We start from the raw sequence: 16,862 nt of genomic DNA, 5'->3' as shown, positions 1-16,862 counted from the left end.
GGGCCTAGGTACTTAAGTCCTAGGCCCTATAACCTCATACATCAATAAACCACCGTAAATCCTTTCTTCTCTAACTCCTTCCCCAATACTTGTTGGGCTTCATCTTCCCCATGAATCAAATGAATGGCTTTTGGTTGTGTGGGAATGCCAGTAATAAACTTGAGTAAATCACTTTTGTCTGCATGGGCGGAATAACCAGAAATAGTATGAATCTGAGCATTAACTTGGACTTCTTGATCATCTATCTCAATCTCTGAATTGCCTGCTTGTATCGCCTCACCTAACGTGCCTTGAGCTTGATAACCTGCGAATAGCACATCATTTTTCTTATCAGGGAGTAGTGCTTTTAAATAGTTGACGATTCTACCGCCTTCACACATTCCGGAAGCGGCCACAACAATGGCGGGTTCATCAGTTGAAGCGAGTCGGTTTACTAAGGCTTTATGCTCGGTGTGACTTTCAACTGTAATACACTGTTCGAAAGCAAGTGGATGGCGTTGATTGTCTAATCTTTGTTTTGCTTCCTGACTCCATAAGGTTTTAAAACGTCGATACGTTTTTGTCACTTCTTTTGCTAGAGGGGAGTCTAAGATGATCGGCAAGGAAGATGCCAAATCATGCTGGTTAATCAGTTGCTCAATGTCAAACAGCAGTTCCTGCGTTCGACCGACACTAAAGGCAGGAATCAAAATTACACCACCGTCTTTTAACGCATGATCAATGATGTTGTTTAAACGCTTTGTACGTGTCGCAATGTCTTCATGTTGTTTATCGCCGTAGGTTGACTCTATAAATAGGTAATCAGCTCTTTTAGGAGGGTGTGGATCGGGTAAAAGTGGCGTATTCGATGGTCCTAAATCTCCAGAGAAAACGACGATTTCACCATTTGACAGTTTAAACTCAACATAGGCGGAACCCAGAATATGACCTGCGGGCTGAAAGCGAACATCTGCGAGAACAGGGAGTTCTATCCACTGCTGATAATCAAAAGGTTTGAGTTGTTTCTTGATGATATTGAGGACTTGTTTTCGCTGGTGGTAGTTTAAACCGAGTTGCAGTTTCAAGCCGTCTTCAAGCATTAAGGGAACGAGTTCCGCTGTGGCTTGCGTGCAATAGATTGGCCCTTTAAATCCAGCAGCCAGTAACCAAGGCAGTCGGCCAATATGATCTATATGAGCGTGAGTGAGAACGAGAGCTTTTATCTGCTCGATAGGAAACTCGATATTCAGTGAGGCATTGCGTCCACCAAAGCTGAAGTCCTTGCCTTGAAATAGTCCACAATCAATCAAAATACTGCCATTGGCGAGCTTAAGCTCATGACAGGAGCCAGTAACGGTATGCTTTCCGCCATGATGGATCACACTGGCGATGTCTGATATTGGTGTCGTCATGCTTTCTCCTTAACTATTCAGCATAGGCGAGCAGGCAGTGAAAGAGTAAGGCTTATGCTTCCGTAGATTAGATGTAATAAGTTGGAAAAGTAACGAAATGCGATGAGGTTAGCACCGAAAAACATTGCCACCTTAAAGGGCTAATAAGGAGAGTTTAGGATATACGGAAATAGTTAGCTGTTGTTAAGTGTATTTGCATTAGTTTACTTTCTGTTTGGATATTCCTGATGTTGCAGGAACTTCTCGGAATGACGGTGTTGAGGAGATGAGCTAGGTCGAGGCTTATCTTACCAAGACGCGAGCGACTCGTCACAGTTTTTCAAGTTCGTGGTACAATTAGTATTAAGTTCAAAGAGTTCCTCTCGTAAATACAACGTAAGCGCTTTCCTGCTGTCGATTACAAGAGAAAACATGTAAAGGTTAAAGATGCAATCAGATCATGAATTCCAAAACTGGACGGTTATCGGTAAAGGTGCAGAGCGAGTTTGTTTTCAAAACCCTTCCAATCCTGCTCAATGTGTTAAGTTGAGCCAGAAAGACGCCGCGAAGCAAACCTATCGAGAAATTGAGTTTTTTGAGCGACTAAAAAAGAAAAGCGTTCAGTTCACGCATATCCCAGAATTTTTGGGGAAGGTGACAACAGAGACTCAAGTTGGCTTTAAGCAGCAAGTGGTTTTGGACGAGGACCTGTCAGTTTCATTAAACCTTACACAATATATTGTGCAGCAAGGGAATGAACTCGATATCGATCATTTGCTGCTGGAGATTCGAATTCTAAAAGATTACTTGATCGAGAACCGAGTTATACCAAGCGATTTAGTGTTGACGAACTTGTTGGTGCGGCAGTCTGAAGGGGCTATTACACTCTATTTGATTGATGGATTTGGTAATACAGAGTTTATTCCGGTATCGGACTTTATCCCTTACCTAATGCATAAGAAGATTAATCGTAAGTTTAAGAAATTTCTAAGGAAAAACTTGCACGTCTTCATCAAGAAGAAAAAAAACAGTTGAAGAGTTAGAGGCTTACGGTAAAAAAATCGATAAGTTTGAAGCCCTGTACCTTTGAAGGTGTTTTATTTGGTAGTTTGATGTTGGTGCGTGAAGGTTTTGAACCGAGATAGAGAAAGGGATGCATTGAGCATCCCTTTGTTATTTGTCTTGTTTAAAACAAGATTAAGCTTTTGCTGCTGCCGCTGCTTTAGCGATTGCTGCGAAGCTCTTCGCGTCTAGAGAAGCACCACCAACTAGAGCACCATCGATGTCTGGTTGTGAGAAGTATGCTTCTGCGTTTTCTGGTTTAACAGAACCGCCGTATTGGATGATTACTTGCTCAGCAACTGCTTCGTCTTTCGCTGCGATTAGTGCACGGATAGAAGCGTGGATGCGTTGTGCATCTTCAGCTGTTGCTGCTTTACCAGTACCGATTGCCCAGATTGGTTCGTAAGCAATGATTGCGCCGTTTAGAGCTTCAACGCCGTAAGCGTCGATAACTGCGTTGATTTGACGAGCACATACTGCTTCAGTTTCACCAGCTTCGTTTTGAGCTTCTGATTCACCGATACAGAAAACTGGTGTTAGGCCGTTTTCTTTAAGGAAGTTAAATTTCTTCGCGATGAACTCGTCTGATTCGTTGTGGTAATCACGACGCTCAGAGTGGCCGATGATGATGTGAGTAGCACCGAAATCTTTCAACATTTCTGGAGACATGTCGCCAGTGAAAGCACCGCTGTTGTTTAGGTCAGTGTTTTGCGCACCTAGAATGATCTTGTTACCGCCTTCTGCGATTACGCGCTCTGCTAGATCGATGTAAAGTGCTGGTGGAGCTACTGCTACGTCAACACCTTCAACGCCTTCAAGCTCAGCGTTAAGACCAGTTAGCAGCTCAGTTACCATCGCTTTGCTGCCGTTTAGTTTCCAGTTACCCATAACTACAGGACGACGCATAGGAATATCTCCGTATTATCTATTAATGATTAATGTAAAAAATCTACGAAAGAATATAACAGAATAATTTGAACAGATCATGATTGGTATCATGTCTTGTTCGGCTTTGTACATCTGGTCAGCGTAGCACTTGTTTCTGTCAGTTTTATCAAAAGCAATCGATTGGTGATCACGTAGACAGAATGATAGTTCATTCCTCGGAAATTGCAGCTTGGATTGGTATTACTACGCACTGGATTTTAATGTTGTAGAAAGGAATCAAAATGCCAAATTTGGTTTTAGAGTATTCGAACTCAGTGGAAGAGCGCGTCAACGTTCAAGGTTTACTAGAAGATTTACATAGAGCAGCGTTGGATTGCGGGCTTTTTGAATTGGCATCAGTGAAGTCAAGAACACTCCGCTGTCATAACTGGCTAATAGGTGAAGAAGGCGACAGTCTGGATTTTATCCATGTAAACTTTGAGTTACTGGCAGGGAGAACGTCAGAACAAAAACGTGCGTTATCCCGAGACTTAATGGTTGTACTTCAAGAGCAAGCCAGCCATGTTCATAGCTTAACGGTGAACATTCGCGATATGGATGTGGAGAGTTTTCAAAAAGTAGTGAATTGATAGAAACAGCTTGTTTCTCGTGTCTTTAGTTTTACGTTGTTCCTTCCTAAAGTGAACGGGCTCGGCTAATCTAGAGTTTTTATTTTCGGGGTAATTGTGAATGTTGACTAAAGAGCTACTGTTTTCTTTTCGAGGACGCATCGGGCGTAAAACGTTTTGGATATGGAACATTATCTATTACGTTTCTATCTTAGGTTTTGGTGTGGGTATCAATCAGCTGTTTCCGGCTTTTTCTCACCTTCTGCTGCCTATTTTTCTCTTGGTCATGCTTATTCCTGATCTCGCAATTACCACAAAGCGCTGGCATGACCGTGATAAATCGATTTATTGGTTAGCGCTGAATATTCCTTTGGTTTTGGGCCGACTCGCTACACCAATGACGAGTCCAGTTTCACAAGAGTCGGCTACGCCGCAACTGTTCATTGCTTCTATATCTTTAATTTGTGGCGTATGGATTTTGGTTGAATGTGGTTTATTAAAAGGAACGAAAGGCCCTAATAAGTACGGTCCTGATCCGGTTGGATAAATGATGCTGCTCGCTAGGACGACGAGTGAGCGTATTGGTAAGTTTAAGGGCGATTATTACAGGATCCGAGAGTCATCAACAATAATCGTCATTGTCCCTCATTGACCTGAATTGAACCACATTACGTGTCTTTTCAGGTTGTGGTGTTCCTTGCAACGCTTCTCTGAACTTCATCACTTGTTTCTGTAGTTCATTCATCAATACCACGTTGACATGATTTGGGTTTTTACAGTTGTTGATCACTCTGTCTATATGGCTCTGCTGCGCCCAAAGTCGTGGCTGCATGCTTTTCGATGCGCCTTCTATCATTTCGCGGGCCTTATCTTGTCGGAATTGCTCAAAAGCTTCCGGGTCATCTTGTGCCATTTGCATCAGTTCGTCGAAAGAGGGCAGAGGTTGCGGTTTGTGAGTACGCAGATTGGCCATCGTTTGTCTCCCAATCCATACGGATAGTTACACTTCGATATTAAAAGCGTATATCACGGAGAAGGGGAGAACGGCGAAATGACTCTGTAGTCTCAGATATAAGAGAGCATTTTCATAGGTGAGTTGTAGGCAGGAGCAGCGTGTTTCTAATCATTACCTACGCTTGAATACGGTATACGCAACGTCGCTGGCCGCTAATGATATGCTCAGTGCGTTCCACACGAGTTTCATCGCCAAGTAGTGCTTGGAACACACTTAGCTCTGACTGGCAGAGACTAGGACAACGTGTAGCAGCTTTACAAATAGGGCAGTGGTTCTCAATTAAGATAAAACCGTGCTCATCTTGCTCTAGTTCTGCCATGTAGCCTTCTTGTTCTCGTAATGAGACGAGCGTTTTCAATTTGCTTTCCAGCGTGTCACATTGCTCAAGATGTAGGCGATAGTTTTGTAACGTGAGCTTTTCGCGTTCAGAGGTCACTTTCTCGAGGCCATCTTTACCAAAGATGTGTTCGACCGCTTCGATGAATTGTACGGTGAGTTCACCATGGCGGTCGGCAAATTGCTCATGGCCTTTTTGAGTGAGAGCCCAGTGTCTGGTCGGGCGACCGACTTTGACTTTGACGTCGTAGATAGACAGGATGCCATCATCTTCTAAACCTTGCAGATGCTGGCGAGCACCCATGGTGGTCATTCCAAGTTCAGAAGAGAGTAGTTTTGCCGTGACAGAGCCGTCACGCTTAACGATTTGCAATATCCTATCTACGGTTTTCATATTCCCACCATTTATATGTCATGACATATTATGCGCGATAGGTTTTGTAAAGAAAAGTGTTGACTTAGTTTTGGTGAGATAAGCGAGATTCTAGGGCCGTTTATCCAGGCCCTAAAATCTCTGATATTTATTAAAGAATAATATCGCGCACTTCTTGGTCTTTACGCTCTAAGTAATGGATCGACTTGATGCGACGGATGGTGCGGCAGCGACCACGAATGAGTAAGGTTTCTGTTGTCGCGATATTGCCCTGGCGAGTAATGCCTTCTAACAGATCACCTTTGGTGATGCCTGTCGCGGAGAAAACAACGTTGTCGCTGCATGCCATGTCTTCCAGTTTCAACACGACGTTTGCTTTCACACCCATCTCTTCACAGCGTTTTAGTTCTGCTGCGCCGTAGATGCGGTTTTCTTCTGTATTACCTTTTACTTCATGACGAGGAAGTAGACGGCCAAGCATGTCACCATCTAGTGCACGAATGACCGCCGCAGAAACTACGCCTTCTGGTGCGCCGCCAATGCAGTACATGACGTCGACTTCGCTGTCTGGCATACAAGTCAGGATTGAAGCAGCCACGTCACCGTCTGGCACAGCAAATACACGTACGCCCATTGCCTGCATTTCTGCGATCACTTTGTCGTGACGAGGCTTAGCCAGCGTGATCACAACTAAAGTGTCTAGAGTTTTGTTCAGGGCCTTGGCGATGTTCTCTAGGTTTTCTTTTAGAGGCTTCTCCAAATCGATAACGCCTTTTGCACCTGGGCCAACCACGAGTTTTTCCATGTACATGTCAGGTGCTTTAAGGAAGCTGCCTTTTTCACCGGCCGCGAGAACCGCTAAAGCATTTGATTGACCCATGGCCGTCATGCGTGTGCCTTCGATAGGATCGACTGCAATATCGACTTCATCGCCACCAATACCCACTTGCTCACCGATGTACAGCATTGGTGCATCATCGATTTCACCTTCGCCAATAACAATTTCACCGCTGATTTCTGTTTTGTTCAGTAGTGTGCGCATAACCTCAACGGCTGCACCGTCCGCTGCGTTTTTATCGCCGCGACCAAGCCATTTATAACCAGCCAGTGCTGCACCTTCAGTAACACGGGAAAATGCCATTGCTAAATCACGTTTCATGATGTCTCCAAGTAAGCAAGAGGGAAGAAGAATTTGCGCGGCGATTTTACCATAACGAGTGTTAAACGTTTGCGTTTTTGCCGAGCTTTTACTTTGGTTAAGTTGAATTTGATCAATACTGAGTGCGTTTTTCTCGTGGCGAGAGGCAAATACCTTGCTCAAAAATGCTTCGGTGATCAGAAAAGTCAGCATTTAGTGAGATTGCGCCGGTTTTTTAACCGAATGATGCAAAATATCGAATATAGTGAGTGTTTCTCGTCGCAACGCTGAGTAGAATGAACCTCATATAGGTAAGGTGCGCGCCTGTCTCGTGCATCATCCCAACGGAACAACATAGGTAGGCCAAGATGTCTTTTGAAGTATTAGCACAACTAGAATCTAAAATTCAAACTGCAGTTGACACAATCACTCTTCTTCAAATGGAAGTTGAAGAGCTGAAAGAAGATAAAGTAAAGCTAGAAGCACAAGCAAACGAGCTTCGCACGCAACGTGAAGAGCTTGAGCAAAAAGCTGAGCAAGCACAGCAAGAGCACGCGCAGTGGCAAGAGCGCATTCGTGCACTACTTGGCAAAATGGAAGAAGTGGAATAATTCTACTTTTCTGTCCAGAATTGAAAACACCCGCTATAAGCGGGTGTTTGTGTATTTGGTGTAGGGAAAAGCGCTAAAGCCTAGGATCTTGTTCCTCTAACTCTTCTTCCTCAACTTCCTCGTCCAGTTCTAGGTCGATATTGAGCGGTTCTGGAGACAGAATGATGCCAGTGCTGTCCGCGTAAATGTAGTCTTCTGGTAGAAAGCTAACGCCGCCAAAGTTCACCGGTACGTCGAGTTCACCTATACCCTGGCTAGATGCGCCGACAGGAATAGAGGCGAGAGCCTGAATGCCAAGGTTCATATCTTCCAGTTCGTCGACTTCACGAACGCAGCCGTATACGACAATGCCTTCCCACTCATTTTCTTCTGCGATGGTTGCGATTTCTGCGTCGACAAGGGCTTTGCGTAAGGAACCACCGCCGTCAATTAGCAGCACGCGACCTAAGCCATCTTGCTCTAACGTTTCACGGATCAGAGAATTGTCTTCAAAACACTTGATGGTGGTGATTTGTCCGGCAAAGGAAGCGCGACCGCCAAAATTACTGAACATTGGTTCAACCACATCTACCTGCTCGAGGTAAATATCACAGAGTGCTGAGGTATTGTATTCCATAGCGTACCTTTCTAAACAGAAACTGGTTGTCTTTGAGTATATCTGGGCATTAAGTCAATGCAATGACAATCCTTTTTTAACTTACCAGAGTTTGAGCTACCACAATTGTTGCAAATAAAACGTTGGTAACCAGCGAGCATTTTACGATCACTGGCATCATAGGTGCGATCTGTGCAGGCTTTTCGGTTTCCCAAACGGCTTTGCCATGATGGGCGACAAAATAAATGCTTAATAAGAATGGCAGACTGATCCAAACCGGTTTGTCCTGAATAAGCAGGTAAACAGCGAAAGCGAGAATAGCACCACCTAATAAGATGAAATGGTACTGCTTGGCTTTCTGTTGTCCTAAGCGCACGGCTACGGTCCGTTTTCCACACTCACGGTCGTTATCAATATCACGCATGTTATTGATATTAAGAACGGCGACGGCCAGTAAGCCGCACCCTAAAGCGGGTAAGAATAGGGTGGTATCGACATGTCCGGTATGCAGGAAATAGGTACCGGATACGCCAAGCAAGCCAAAAAACAGAAAGACAGAAATATCACCCAGTCCGACATAACCGTACGGTTTGCTGCCCATTGTGTAGGCGATGGCGGCGAGGATGGCAAGAATACCCAATCCGATGAAGGTGAGAATACTTTCAAGAGAGCTCAAAGAGTAAAACACTAAGATCAGGCCGGAAATGACGGTTAGCACGATGTTGAAGCCAATTGCCTGCTTCATTTGCTCTTTAGTTACCGCGCCAGACTGTAAAGCACGCAGTGGACCAAGGCGTTTTTCATTGTCGGTTCCTTTTACTGCGTCGCCATAATCGTTGGCCAGATTGGAAAGGATCTGTAACAGAGTCGCGGTGATAAACGCCATCAAGGAAATAGGCAGAGAAAATTGACCCGCAGCATACGCAAGCACACTACCAGTAAGAATAGAGACTAATGCCAGTGGTAATGTTTTGGGACGAGCGGCGTCGAGCCAGATCTGTAGAGATTGTTTCATGGATATTTCGTGCTAGTAACCGATGTGTCCAGTATAAGCATAAAGAAGCAGATGCGCTATTGACCTAAAGCAAGTCAAAGAGAGTCAGGAAGTTAAGGGTTGGTTGAAAAGCGAGGTTCTGGATTTTGAAGTATGAGAATAGCATTTCAAGCACGAGTGCCGGCGATTGCACAAATACACTGATGTTGAATTGTCTCCGCAGAACTAAAAAGCCCAGAGAGTGAAATCTCTGGGCTTTGTTGATTAGCGTGCTTATTAAAGAATAAAGCGGCTTAGATCTTCATCTTCAATTGTATCGCCCAGACGAGCTTGCACGTAGGCAGCGTCAATCACAAACTTAGCGCCAGATTGCTCTGCTGCATCGTAAGAGATTTCGTCCATCAGACGTTCCATAACGGTATGCAGACGACGAGCACCGATGTTTTCGGTGGTTTCATTTACTGTCCATGCGGCTTCAGCAATTCGCGTGATACCGTCTTCAGTAAATTCAATGTCTACATCTTCTGTCTTCATCAACGCGATGTATTGCTCAGTCAATGACGCTTTAGGTTCGGTCAGAATACGTTTGAAGTCGTTACTGCTTAGTGCTTCAAGTTCAACACGAATTGGCAAACGGCCTTGCAGCTCTGGGATAAGGTCAGAAGGCTTCGCGACCTGGAATGCACCAGAAGCCACAAACAAGATATGGTCTGTTTTTACCATGCCGTGTTTGGTTGAAACAGTGCTGCCTTCAATCAGAGGTAGCAGGTCACGCTGAACACCTTCACGAGAAACGTCAGGGCCAGAGCTTTCACCACGTTTACAGATCTTGTCGATCTCATCAATGAAGACGATACCGTTGTTTTCAACGTTGTAAATCGCTGCTTCTTTCAGCTCTTCCTGGTTCACAAGCTTCGCTGCTTCTTCCTCGGCAAGGGCTTTCATCGCATCTTTGATTTTCAGCTTGCGCTTCTTCTTGGTATCGCCCGCTAGGTTCTGGAACATACCTTGAAGTTGGTTGGTCATCTCTTCCATACCAGGAGGCGCCATGATCTCGACACCCATTTGCGGCGCGGCGACATCGATTTCAATCTCTTTATCGTCCAGCTGACCTTCACGTAATTTTTTACGGAAAATCTGGCGAGTGTGTGAGCTATCATCGCTCTGTTCTGCTTGTCCCCAGCTGTCACGAGCTGGTGGCAGTAGTGCATCAAGAATACGCTCTTCAGCTTGCTCTTCAGCGCGGAATTTTACTTTTTCCATCGCTTGTTGATGAGTGAGCTTCACTGCAACATCGGTAAGATCACGGATGATGGTTTCTACTTCTTTACCAACGTAACCTACTTCAGTGAATTTAGTCGCTTCTACTTTAATGAACGGCGCATTTGCAAGCTTCGCGAGGCGGCGTGCAATTTCAGTTTTACCAACACCAGTTGGACCGATCATTAGGATGTTTTTAGGTGTAACTTCGACACGTAGGCTTTCTTCAAGCTGCATACGACGCCAGCGGTTACGAAGAGCAATCGCAACCGAACGTTTTGCTTTGTCTTGACCAATAATATGGCGGTTCAGTTCATGAACGATTTCGCGAGGGGTCATTTCAGACATATTCTTTCCTTACTTCGTTACGATTACTCGGCTGGAGCGGCCAGCTCTGCAGTTGATTCTAGCTCTTCTACAGTGTGATTGTGGTTGGTGAATACACAAATATCGCCCGCAATGTTCAATGCTTTTTCTGCGATTTCACGAGCATCCAGATCTGTGTTCTCTAACAGTGCCGTTGCTGCTGCTTGTGCGTATGCACCACCAGAACCGATCGCAATCAAGTCATTTTCTGGCTGAACCACATCACCATTACCGGTGATAATTAAAGATGCAGTTTCGTCTGCAACAGCAAGTAGTGCTTCTAGCTTACGAAGCGCGCGATCACTACGCCAGTCTTTCGCCAGCTCTACAGCGGCTTTGGTCAAATGGCCTTGGTGCATTTGCAGTTTGCTTTCGAAGCGCTCGAAAAGGGTGAAGGCGTCCGCAGTACCGCCGGCAAAACCAGCCAGTACTTTATTGTTGTAAAGGCGGCGAACTTTACGCGCGTTACCTTTCATTACGGTATTGCCTAGAGATACCTGGCCATCACCCGCGATGACGACTTTATTATTTCGACGTACAGATACAATGGTAGTCACAGTCGACCTCTTAATTATTTCTCTTTGGAAGTAATATTGTATATGGGGGATAGGAAAAGGGGATTCAAGGGGAAATTAAAGGATGGGGTTTCGGTGGAGTAGGTTTCTAGTGACCTAGGGCCGATTAAACTGGCCCCAGGTTGTACTTTATCGCTAGAAATTCTCTTTCCAAATCGCACACGGCTCGATTTTAGCGCGTTGCAATTTATGGCGATCTTTCTCTGCATCGCGCTTAAATTTGTATGGGCCTAGAATAATCCGGTACCAAGAGCTGCCTTCTTTCTTAACAATTTTGCTGGTTAAGCCCTGGAAAGCGATGGCGAGCTTACGCTCTTCTGCCTGTGCCTGGGTCTTATAAGCGCCACACTGCATGATGTAAGGGATTTTCGAGACTTGAATCTCTTTGGCGACCACTTCCACTTCGCGATTTGGGAGAGATTCTACGTATTCCCATTTTTCTTCGGGTGGGGGAGGTAAATCTGTCTTTGCCTTAGGCTTGCTGACTGGAGCCGTTGATTGCTGCACAACTTGTGGCTGGGGCTCTGGATCATTGTTTAGCAAATATAGCCCATAGCCAAAACCACCCACTAGCACGATTGCCAGTAGACCACTACGCCAAGGTTTCTTTCTTGAAGGCTGTTTTTTTGTCGACTTTTTTGGGGTACCACGCCCCCTTCTTACATAATCTTTGTTTGCCACGGTCATTTCTGGTCATCAAGAATTCTTCCAAATATGTTAATCCAGAACGAGTTGAGAAAACACCCTGTTTCTCTAATCTTGATAGATACATATAAAAAAGCAGCACCAAATGAGTGCTGCTTTTAATGGACAGAAACTTAACTGCTCTTAGCGAGAAAAGCTTACGCTCGCTGAGGAGGCGCCGCACTTCCGCGCACAATCAGGTTAGTCTCCAGAAGACGAGATCCAGAATGCACATCGTGGCCTTTTAAAAGCTCTAACATCATTAGCATCGCTTGTCGGCCAATCTCGTAGCGAGGCTGAGAGATAGTCGTTAACGGTGGATCACAGTACTGCGCGAAATTGATGTCATCAAAACCTACGACCGATAGATCTTGTGGTACACGGAAGCCGAGTTTTTTCGCTTCTTGAATGGCGCCGATTGCCATCGTGTCACAGTGGCAGAAAATCGCGGTTGGTGGTTCCGCTAGTTCCAGCAGTTTACGCACTGCTTTTGCTCCGCCGTCAAAAGAGAACTCGGTGACAATACTGTATTGTGGGTCTTTATTGATCCCTGCACGACGCAGCGCTTGCTGGTAGCCTTGCTGACGGAATTGGCACAATACCGCGGTATCAGGACCTGAAATTTGCGCAATACGTTTGTGGCCAAGCTGAGTCAGATAATTGACCGCTTCAAAGGCAGAAGTCAGGTTATCGATATGAACGGTTGGCAGTTCCAGCTCAGGCGCAAATTCACACGCCATGACCATTGGTGGCAGGTTTTTCTGCTCTGGCTTACTCACATCAAACGGTAAGTCAGTACCAAGTAGCAGCATCCCGTCTGCTTGCTTTGTAAATACCAAGTTTACGAATGAGCTTTCGCGTTTCTTCTGCTGGCCACTGTCTCCAAGTAAAACCAGGTAGCCGTGCTCCATCGCTGCATCTTCGATACCACGGATGATTTCGGAAAAGTAAGGGTCGCAGATGTCAGGAACGATCGTAACAATGGTTTTCGATTCGTTTCGTCGTAAATTACGCGCTAATGAATTTGGTGAATAACCTGCTTCGAGTACCGCGTCTTCAACTCTTTTTCTGGTTGAAGAGGAGACTTTCTCCGGATTCATTAATGCTCGAGATACCGTCGCGGTAGACACTCCCGCAAGCTGGGCAACATCCTTCATTGTCGCCATAGTTTTTTAACCTCTCAAATTGTTCGCCAAGGTGACGTTATTCCCTGTAGTGAAATTACTGTTATTGAGTACAGATAAATTCGCACTTTACCATCACATTTCTGGTGTTTATTTGCCGAGTAAAGTACGTCTTTATTACCAGAACAACACTTCAAATTTGGGGAATCGCTATGGTGTTCATTTAAAGTCTTTTTCTGCAAAGCACTTAAGACTTTACTAATTGGGATAGTCTATTCATTTCTATAGCGAAAGTTACGGTCTGTTTAACAAAATCCACAATGACAACGTGATATGTATCACATTAAAAGGTAATTCATTACATAGCTAAACGTTTGCTAGCTGAGATCCTGTGGTTCTATGTCTAAATTCCAACGTACTTTCTTGGCATTAGGTAACAACTCAATAGCAGGTTTGGCACTGGTTAATAACTTTTGCATTAATGACCGGTGTTGGGTTTGCAGCAAGAGTTGCCAGCGATATTTGCCCGCCCGTTTAGCCAAAGGTGAGGGGGTCGGGCCAAGTACCATACAAGTGTCGTCAAACAGTGGGTGAGACTCCAGCGTAAAACGAACTTGGCGCAGGAAGTCTTCGACTACCTCACTTTGGTTTGCCTCTGCTTTAAATAGAGTCAGGTAACTGTAGGGAGGCAGTTGCGCTAATTTCCGCTCCTCTAATGCGGTCATGGCAAAGTGGCGGTAATCTTTTTGCAGCAGTGCTTGTAACAAACTGTGCTCGGGGTGGTGAGTCTGCAAAATTACTTCTCCAGGCTTACTCGCACGACCAGCCCGCCCCGCAACCTGAATAAAAAGCTGCGCGAGGCGTTCAGATGCCCGGAAATCACTGCTGTATAAAGAGCCATCCACATCCAACAAGGCAACCAGCGTTACGTTGGGGAAGTGGTGTCCTTTAGCAAGCATCTGGGTACCAATTAAAATCTGGAACTCACCTTTACGAATCGATTCAAGGGCATCTTCTAAGCTGCCCTTGCGGCGGGTGCTGTCTCTGTCGATACGAATGGCTTTGTATTCTGGGAAGAGTTGCATCAATTGATGCTCTAACTGCTCTGTGCCGACACCGACTGTTACTAACTGAGTGGAACCACATCCCTGACACTGATGAATTACAGGTTGCTGAGATCCGCAATGATGGCAGCGTATTTCGTTACTGTATTGATGAAAGGTGTAGTAGGCATCACAGCGCTTACACTCGGCTATCCAGCCACATTCATGACACATTAGGGCTGGGGAGAAACCTCGGCGGTTAAGAAACAGCATCACCTGATTGCCCGCTTTTAGGTGTTTACGCATTTCGGCAATCAGTGGCGCAGACAATCCACTTTCTAAATACTGACCTTTTACGTCGAGTACTTTATTGGTGGTCGGCACCGCTGAGCCTGCACGCTGAGTTAGTGTCAGGTGATGATATTTACCCGTCAACGCATTGTGCAGCGTTTCAAGAGCCGGAGTCGCAGAACCCAACACAATAGGCACTTGCTCTTTGTGCGCACGCATTACAGCAACATCACGAGCGTGGTAGCGCAAACTGTCTTGTTGTTTATATGAAGAGTCGTGTTCTTCGTCGACAATAATAATGCCGAGATCGGCAAATGGCGTCAGTAGGGCGGAGCGTGTCCCGATGATAATTCCAGCCGCTTTATCACGAGCCGATAACCAAGCGTTTAAACGTTCGGTATCATTCAATCCTGAGTGGATAACATCAACCGGCACGTTAAAGCGGTGCTTAAAGCGGTTGATAGTTTGTGGTGTCAGGCCTATCTCTGGCACCAGAACTAACGCTTGTCGTCCTTTTTCCAACACTGGCTTGATCAGATTGAGGTAAACCTCGGTCTTACCAGAACCTGTTACGCCCTCTAATAAATAGCAGGCAAAACCACTTTGGCTATTGACGCTGGCGATGGCTAACGCCTGCTCATGGTTAAGTTTGGGTTTGTCGACGTCGTTTTCGACTTGCTGAGGCCAGTTTGAAATCGTTGGCATTTTCTCAATTCGCTCAATCCAACCTTTCTCTTCGACCGATTTCAGCACTGTTGAGGCGATCTCTTGCTCTACAAATTCTTGGTGCGGTACGGCTCCGTCTACCAGGATTTGCAGAACTTTTTGTTGCTTCACGGCCCGACGATCAAGCCCTTGCATCAGCTTGTCTTTACCGGATTCGGTAATTTGCCACTCTTGTAGCGTCGCAAAATCTGCAGGCTTTCCTTTACGTAGAGCTGCTGGCATCGCATTGTGTAGCGTATCTCCAAGTGGGTATTGGTAGAACTGGCTGCACCAATTTAGCAGAGAATAAAGCGTCTCTGGCCATATCGGTTGGGAGTCTAATACCGCTTTGATTGGCTTAAGCTGATCTTTAGGAAAGTCGGAGTGGTTTACCATTGCGGTGACGATGCCAACTAACGTTTGACGTCCAAAAGGTACGGATACGCGCCCGCCAATGATCGGAAACAGGTGCCCCGGAATGGCGTAATCAAATTGTTTGTCGAGCGGAACGGGTAATGCCACTCTAGCAATGGTTGGGCGCATAAATTTTTAGCTATTAAAAAGAGGGAAAGGAAATGAGAGTCTATTAAAATCGGTATGGAAATTCGAGTAAAGCAATATGATTCAGCGTGAATCGTGCCTCTATGATTAGTCTGGCTAAAAAAGTGGCGAAAAAGTTGTCAAATGTGTTGATCCGAGCAATGTGATTCTTTACTATATCGCGCCTTGAGATATGGCTTCGGCAATTAGTTGATGCGGTATCCCATTTTATTATTAATTGCGTGTGGTGTGCGGCTTAGATTCGTATAGCGACACGGCCTACTATTGAGGTTATCCCATGAAAGCTGGTATCCACCCAGAATACAAAGCAGTAAAAGCGACTTGTTCTTGCGGCAACTCTTTTGAGTTCAACTCTACTCTAGGTAAAGAGTCTATCCACCTAGACGTATGTGACAAGTGTCACCCATTCTACACTGGTAAGCAACGTATCGTTGATACAGGCGGCCGTGTTGATCGCTTCAACAAGCGTTTCGGTGCACTATCAAGCGGTAAGAAATAATAGCAGCCGCTATTACGATTACAGTTTAGAAAAGGACGCTTCGGCGTCCTTTTTGTTTTCAGCCCTAAACCACCTACTTCAGTAGGTGGTTATCATCCGCCTCGGCTTTGCCTGTAAATCTACTCATGCTAAATGCATCTTTGATTTTTCCAGAAGTCAAAGAGGACAAATAACATGAGTAGATACAATCAAGTTTCCTCACCTTAGGAAGAACAGGCTTTGGGGTAATCACTTTTGGCAAAGAGGCTATTTTGTCGATAGTGTTGGAATCAATGAAGAAATAATACGCCGATATGTAAGACATCAAGAGAAGCAAGAGCGAGTAGAGCAGCAGCAATTGGCGCTGGACTAAACAAAGGCCCCCTTTTAGGGGGCTCACACAAAGCCACCTTCTTTAGAAGGTGGTAATTTACTTTAATGGTTACCAAGCGAAGAGGGATGTATAGGGTTTGAAATATTCCCGATTATTTTTCACTCAGTGCTTGCAACCTAAAGTGTGATCTGTATAATGCAGCGCACTGGTTAAGCCAGTTGTGAACCAATGAGCAGTGAGGAGCGAGCAAATCTAAGGATTTGTGAGGTAATGTATACTCAGCTTATGTTCGCGGTTAATACAATTAGCTATCTTTTCTTCGGAAAAACTATCCTCAAAGGTGACTTTGGCATATAGGGATAGTTAATCGAAAATTAACTGACAATGCGTCCTAATCTTGGATGCTACGGTTTCACATAAATCAATCGGCATTCTCTCGTCTTGACGAGTT

Annotated in this window: 17 protein-coding genes and 1 pseudogene; 6 read left to right on the top strand and 12 right to left on the bottom strand. The window is 45.2% G+C overall.

Features of this window, described 5'->3' with window-relative positions; genetic code table 11:
- Nucleotides 1-41 precede the first annotated feature (41 nt).
- Nucleotides 42-1,391 (bottom strand): MBL fold metallo-hydrolase RNA specificity domain-containing protein, encoded by a 1,350-nt coding sequence (locus NL643_RS06755; RefSeq protein WP_253644121.1) that lies wholly within the window; start codon nucleotides 1,389-1,391, stop codon nucleotides 42-44.
- 426 nt (nucleotides 1,392-1,817) lie between these two features.
- On the opposite strand from NL643_RS06755, the gene NL643_RS06750 reads away from it, so the two are divergent.
- A complete protein-coding gene (locus NL643_RS06750) occupies nucleotides 1,818-2,405 on the top strand; it encodes a YrbL family protein (protein WP_229651917.1) in 588 nt (195 codons plus the stop codon).
- A gap of 162 nt (nucleotides 2,406-2,567) precedes the next feature.
- Here NL643_RS06750 and tpiA read toward each other — a convergent pair whose 3' ends face one another.
- Nucleotides 2,568-3,338, bottom strand: coding sequence for a triose-phosphate isomerase (tpiA, locus tag NL643_RS06745; protein WP_014230647.1), 771 nt, complete (start codon nucleotides 3,336-3,338; stop codon nucleotides 2,568-2,570).
- Nucleotides 3,339-3,601: 263 nt separating this feature from the next.
- On the opposite strand from tpiA, the gene NL643_RS06740 reads away from it, so the two are divergent.
- Together NL643_RS06740 and NL643_RS06735 are read left to right on the top strand one after the other, a co-directional pair.
- Nucleotides 3,602-3,949 carry a 5-carboxymethyl-2-hydroxymuconate Delta-isomerase gene (locus NL643_RS06740; protein ID WP_025532742.1) on the top strand — a complete coding sequence of 116 codons (348 nt, stop codon included), beginning with the start codon at nucleotides 3,602-3,604 and terminating at the stop codon, nucleotides 3,947-3,949.
- 100 nt (nucleotides 3,950-4,049) lie between these two features.
- On the top strand, nucleotides 4,050-4,475 hold the full coding sequence (locus tag NL643_RS06735) for a DUF805 domain-containing protein (protein WP_025532743.1): 426 nt from the start codon (nucleotides 4,050-4,052) through the stop codon (nucleotides 4,473-4,475).
- Nucleotides 4,476-4,550: 75 nt separating this feature from the next.
- Here NL643_RS06735 and NL643_RS06730 read toward each other — a convergent pair whose 3' ends face one another.
- From NL643_RS06730 to glpX, 3 genes are all read right to left on the bottom strand, one after another.
- On the bottom strand, nucleotides 4,551-4,901 hold the full coding sequence (locus NL643_RS06730; protein WP_025532744.1) for a DUF3135 domain-containing protein: 351 nt from the start codon (nucleotides 4,899-4,901) through the stop codon (nucleotides 4,551-4,553).
- Nucleotides 4,902-5,058: 157 nt separating this feature from the next.
- Entirely contained in the window at nucleotides 5,059-5,673 is a 615-nt protein-coding gene (locus NL643_RS06725) for a metalloregulator ArsR/SmtB family transcription factor (RefSeq protein ID WP_025532745.1), read from the bottom strand.
- 130 nt (nucleotides 5,674-5,803) lie between these two features.
- A complete protein-coding gene (gene glpX / locus NL643_RS06720) occupies nucleotides 5,804-6,811 on the bottom strand; it encodes a class II fructose-bisphosphatase (RefSeq protein ID WP_025532746.1) in 1,008 nt (335 codons plus the stop codon).
- Nucleotides 6,812-7,158: 347 nt separating this feature from the next.
- On the opposite strand from glpX, the gene zapB reads away from it, so the two are divergent.
- Nucleotides 7,159-7,401, top strand: coding sequence for a cell division protein ZapB (zapB, locus tag NL643_RS06715; protein WP_014230654.1), 243 nt, complete (start codon nucleotides 7,159-7,161; stop codon nucleotides 7,399-7,401).
- A gap of 73 nt (nucleotides 7,402-7,474) precedes the next feature.
- On the opposite strand, the gene rraA is transcribed toward zapB, so the two are convergent.
- From rraA to priA, 7 genes are all read right to left on the bottom strand, one after another.
- Nucleotides 7,475-8,017 (bottom strand): ribonuclease E activity regulator RraA, encoded by a 543-nt coding sequence (gene rraA / locus NL643_RS06710; protein ID WP_014230655.1) that lies wholly within the window; start codon nucleotides 8,015-8,017, stop codon nucleotides 7,475-7,477.
- Nucleotides 8,018-8,093: 76 nt separating this feature from the next.
- Nucleotides 8,094-9,011, bottom strand: coding sequence for a 1,4-dihydroxy-2-naphthoate polyprenyltransferase (locus NL643_RS06705; protein WP_014230656.1), 918 nt, complete (start codon nucleotides 9,009-9,011; stop codon nucleotides 8,094-8,096).
- Nucleotides 9,012-9,266: 255 nt separating this feature from the next.
- Nucleotides 9,267-10,598, bottom strand: a complete 1,332-nt coding sequence (gene hslU / locus NL643_RS06700; RefSeq protein WP_014230657.1) for an HslU--HslV peptidase ATPase subunit — start codon at nucleotides 10,596-10,598, stop codon at nucleotides 9,267-9,269.
- Nucleotides 10,599-10,621: 23 nt separating this feature from the next.
- Entirely contained in the window at nucleotides 10,622-11,173 is a 552-nt protein-coding gene (gene hslV, locus NL643_RS06695) for an ATP-dependent protease subunit HslV (protein ID WP_014230658.1), read from the bottom strand.
- A 153-nt stretch (nucleotides 11,174-11,326) separates the two neighbouring features.
- Nucleotides 11,327-11,872: an SPOR domain-containing protein gene (locus tag NL643_RS06690; protein WP_014230659.1), complete on the bottom strand. Its 546-nt coding sequence runs from the start codon at nucleotides 11,870-11,872 to the stop codon at nucleotides 11,327-11,329.
- A gap of 161 nt (nucleotides 11,873-12,033) precedes the next feature.
- Nucleotides 12,034-13,041 (bottom strand): DNA-binding transcriptional regulator CytR, encoded by a 1,008-nt coding sequence (gene cytR, locus NL643_RS06685; RefSeq protein WP_014230660.1) that lies wholly within the window; start codon nucleotides 13,039-13,041, stop codon nucleotides 12,034-12,036.
- A gap of 335 nt (nucleotides 13,042-13,376) precedes the next feature.
- Nucleotides 13,377-15,581, bottom strand: coding sequence for a primosomal protein N' (priA, locus tag NL643_RS06680; protein ID WP_253644120.1), 2,205 nt, complete (start codon nucleotides 15,579-15,581; stop codon nucleotides 13,377-13,379).
- A gap of 295 nt (nucleotides 15,582-15,876) precedes the next feature.
- Here priA and rpmE point away from each other — a divergent pair, with 295 nt between their 5' ends.
- Together rpmE and NL643_RS06670 are read left to right on the top strand one after the other, a co-directional pair.
- On the top strand, nucleotides 15,877-16,098 hold the full coding sequence (gene rpmE / locus NL643_RS06675; RefSeq protein ID WP_005379546.1) for a 50S ribosomal protein L31: 222 nt from the start codon (nucleotides 15,877-15,879) through the stop codon (nucleotides 16,096-16,098).
- 190 nt (nucleotides 16,099-16,288) lie between these two features.
- Nucleotides 16,289-16,450 (top strand): annotated as a pseudogene (locus NL643_RS06670) (transposase); the annotation flags it as partial.
- Nucleotides 16,451-16,862: the final 412 nt, after the last annotated feature.

The organism is Vibrio sp. Y42_MX_L11 (assembly GCF_024181785.1).
GTDB classification, from domain to species: Bacteria; Pseudomonadota; Gammaproteobacteria; order Enterobacterales; family Vibrionaceae; genus Vibrio; species Vibrio diabolicus.
This window is presented reverse-complemented; position numbering and strand designations above follow the sequence as displayed.

Excerpts from the sequence above, each read along its gene's own strand:
- NL643_RS06730 (WP_025532744.1), bottom strand. The coding sequence starts at position 4,901 with ATGGCCAATCTGCGTACTCACAAACCGCAACCTCTGCCCTCTTTCGAC.
- zapB (WP_014230654.1), top strand. The coding sequence starts at position 7,159 with ATGTCTTTTGAAGTATTAGCACAACTAGAATCTAAAATTCAAACTGCA.
- NL643_RS06725 (WP_025532745.1), bottom strand. The coding sequence starts at position 5,673 with ATGAAAACCGTAGATAGGATATTGCAAATCGTTAAGCGTGACGGCTCT.
- cytR (WP_014230660.1), bottom strand. The coding sequence starts at position 13,041 with ATGGCGACAATGAAGGATGTTGCCCAGCTTGCGGGAGTGTCTACCGCG.
- glpX (WP_025532746.1), bottom strand. The coding sequence starts at position 6,811 with ATGAAACGTGATTTAGCAATGGCATTTTCCCGTGTTACTGAAGGTGCA.
- NL643_RS06740 (WP_025532742.1), top strand. The coding sequence starts at position 3,602 with ATGCCAAATTTGGTTTTAGAGTATTCGAACTCAGTGGAAGAGCGCGTC.
- NL643_RS06750 (WP_229651917.1), top strand. The coding sequence starts at position 1,818 with ATGCAATCAGATCATGAATTCCAAAACTGGACGGTTATCGGTAAAGGT.
- hslU (WP_014230657.1), bottom strand. The coding sequence starts at position 10,598 with ATGTCTGAAATGACCCCTCGCGAAATCGTTCATGAACTGAACCGCCAT.
- rpmE (WP_005379546.1), top strand. The coding sequence starts at position 15,877 with ATGAAAGCTGGTATCCACCCAGAATACAAAGCAGTAAAAGCGACTTGT.
- priA (WP_253644120.1), bottom strand. The coding sequence starts at position 15,581 with ATGCGCCCAACCATTGCTAGAGTGGCATTACCCGTTCCGCTCGACAAA.
- NL643_RS06755 (WP_253644121.1), bottom strand. The coding sequence starts at position 1,391 with ATGACGACACCAATATCAGACATCGCCAGTGTGATCCATCATGGCGGA.
- rraA (WP_014230655.1), bottom strand. The coding sequence starts at position 8,017 with ATGGAATACAATACCTCAGCACTCTGTGATATTTACCTCGAGCAGGTA.
- tpiA (WP_014230647.1), bottom strand. The coding sequence starts at position 3,338 with ATGCGTCGTCCTGTAGTTATGGGTAACTGGAAACTAAACGGCAGCAAA.
- NL643_RS06705 (WP_014230656.1), bottom strand. The coding sequence starts at position 9,011 with ATGAAACAATCTCTACAGATCTGGCTCGACGCCGCTCGTCCCAAAACA.
- NL643_RS06735 (WP_025532743.1), top strand. The coding sequence starts at position 4,050 with ATGTTGACTAAAGAGCTACTGTTTTCTTTTCGAGGACGCATCGGGCGT.